This is a genomic window from Sphaerotilus sp., assembly GCF_041083715.1.
Taxonomy (GTDB): Bacteria; Pseudomonadota; Gammaproteobacteria; order Burkholderiales; family Burkholderiaceae_C; genus Sphaerotilus.
This window is the reverse complement of sequence record NZ_JBFPGY010000239.1, coordinates 1-2,545: the sequence shown is the minus strand read 5'-3', so window position 1 is coordinate 2,545 and position 2,545 is coordinate 1. Positions and strand designations below refer to the sequence as shown.

The following is a 2,545-nucleotide window of genomic DNA, read 5'->3' as shown; positions in this document are numbered from 1 at the left end:
GCGCCGCCTTGCGGACCATCCAGGTAGGCATACAGCTGCCGCCGCATCCTCGGCTCCCAGAACTTGCGGAGGTGGCTGGCGACCTCGTCGATCGCCTCGGCACGGTCCGGGTACGCCGAGAAGAAGTCGCCGATCCGGTTGGCCAGCCGCACGAGCGTCTGGTCGGGGTCGTGCACGTGCCCCGGGTGCTGTTCGCCCTGCCCGCTCATCGTGCGGCCTCCGGCTGGCCAGCGTGCGCCTGTGCGAGCAGGCCTTCCTGGGCGTGGCTGAACCGGGCGTGGTCACGCTGCCATTCGCTCATCTGCGTGACCTTGCTGACCTGCACCGCCGTCACCTTGTATTCCGGACAGTTGGTGGCCCAGTCGGAGGAGTCGGTGGTGATGACGTTGGCGCCGGACTCCGGGAAGTGGAAGGTGGTGTAGACCACGCCCGGCTGCACCCGCTCGGTCACGTCCGCCCGCAGCACCGTGTCTCCAGCCCGGCTGGCAATGCCCACCCAGTCGCCGTCCTTCACGCCGCGCTCCTCGGCATCGTGCGGGTGGATCTCCAGCCGGTCCTCCTCGTGCCAGCGGCTGTTCTCGGTGCGGCGGGTCTGCGCACCGACGTTGTACTGGCTCAGCACACGGCCGGTGGTGAGGATCAGCGGGAAGCGGCGCGTCACCTTCTCGTCGCTCGCCACGTACTGCGTCGGCAGGAAGCGCCCCTTGCCGCGCACGAAACCGCCGACGTGCATGATCGCCGTGCCCGCTTCATCCGTCGTCTCGTTGCAGGGCCATTGCACGCTGCCGAGCCGCTCGATCTTCTCGAAGCTCACGCCGGCGAAGGTGGGCGTCAGCGATGCGATCTCGGCCATGACTTCCGAGGGATGCGTGTAGTGCATCGGGTAGCCGAGCGCGTTGGCGAAGGCCTGCGTCACCTCCCAGTCCGCCTTGCCGGCCAGCGGCGGCATCACCTGGCGCACGCGGCTGATGCGGCGCTCGGCGTTGGTGAAGGTGCCGTCCTTCTCCAGGAACGACGATCCCGGCAGGAAGACGTGGGCGTACTTGGCCGTCTCGTTGAGGAAGATGTCCTGCACGACCACGCACTCCATCGCCGACAGCGCCGCCGCGACGTGCTGCGTGTCCGGGTCGGACTGGGCCGGGTCTTCGCCCTGCACGTAGAGCGCCTTGAAGCTGCCGTCGAGCGCCGCGTCCAGCATGTTCGGGATGCGCAGCCCCGGCTCCGGGTTCAGCGTCACGCCCCAGGCGGCGTCGAACTGGGCGCGCACGGTCGTGTCGCTGATGTGGCGGTAGCCGGGCAGCTCGTGCGGGAAGCTGCCCATGTCGCAGGAGCCCTGCACATTGTTCTGGCCACGCAGCGGGTTCACGCCGACGCCCTCGCGCCCGACCATGCCGCAGGCCATCGCGAGGTTGGCGATGCCGATGACCATGGTCGATCCCTGCGCGTGCTCGGTGACGCCCAGGCCGTAGTAGATGGCGCTGTTGCCCTTGCGGGCATAGAGCCGCGCCGCAGCGCGCAGCGCGTCGGCCGGCACGCCGCTGACCGCGGCCATCGCCTCGGGCGCGTTCTCCGGCTTCGACACGAAGTCGCGCCACTGCTGGAAGCTCTTCGGGTCGCAGCGCTCGGCGACATAGGCCTCGTCGACCAGCCCTTCGGTGACGACGACGTGCGCCAGTGCCGTGATGACGGCGACGTTGGTGCCGGGCTTGAGCTGCAGATGCACATCGGCCTGGACGTGCGGCGCGTCCACCAGATCGATGCGGCGCGGATCGACGACGATCAGCCGGGCGCCTTGGCGCAGCCGCTTCTTCAGCCGTGACGCGAACACCGGGTGGCCCTCGCTCGGATTGGCGCCGATGACCATCACCACGTCGGTGTGCTCGACCGACTTGAAGGTCTGCGTGCCCGCCGAGGTGCCGAAGGTCTGGCCGAGGCCGTAGCCGGTCGGGCTGTGGCAGACGCGGGCACAGGTGTCCACGTTGTTGGTGCCGAACGCGGCGCGGATCAGCTTCTGCACGAGGTAGGTCTCCTCGTTGGTGCAGCGGCTCGACGTGATGCCGCCGACCGAGTCGCGGCCGTAGGTGCCCTGGATGCGGCGGAACTCGCCCGCCGCGTGCGCCAGCGCCTCGTCCCAGCCCACCTCGCGCCACGGGTCGGTGATCTTGTCGCGCACCATCGGCTTGGTCAGGCGGTCCTTGTGCGTCGCGTAGCCCCAGGCGAAGCGGCCCTTGATGCAGCTGTGGCCTTCGTTGGCCTTGCCGTCCTTCCACGGCGTCATGCGCACGACCTGCGACCCTTTCATCTCCGCCTTGAACGAGCAGCCCACGCCACAGTAGGCGCAGGTGGTGACGACGCTGTGCTCGGGCTGGCCGAGTTCGATCACCGTCTTCTCGGTCAGCGTCGCGGTCGGGCAGGCCTGGACGCAGGCGCCGCAGGAGACGCACTCGCTCTGCATGAACGGCTCGTCCATCCCCGGCGAGACACGCGACTCGAAGCCGCGGCCCGAGATCGTCAGCGCGAACGTTCCTTGCACCTCCTCGCAGGC

At 69.2% G+C, this 2,545-nt stretch carries 2 protein-coding genes; both read right to left on the bottom strand.

The window, feature by feature from the left end; translation table 11 throughout:
• Positions 1–209, bottom strand: a 209-nt coding sequence (locus AB3X43_RS10495; RefSeq protein ID WP_369429792.1) for a formate dehydrogenase subunit delta, incomplete at its 3' end; no start/stop codon positions are given.
• Positions 206–2,545 (bottom strand): formate dehydrogenase subunit alpha (gene fdhF, locus AB3X43_RS10490; protein ID WP_369429791.1); only part of this gene is annotated, 2,340 nt, incomplete at its 5' end. The genes AB3X43_RS10495 and fdhF, both read right to left, overlap by 4 nt.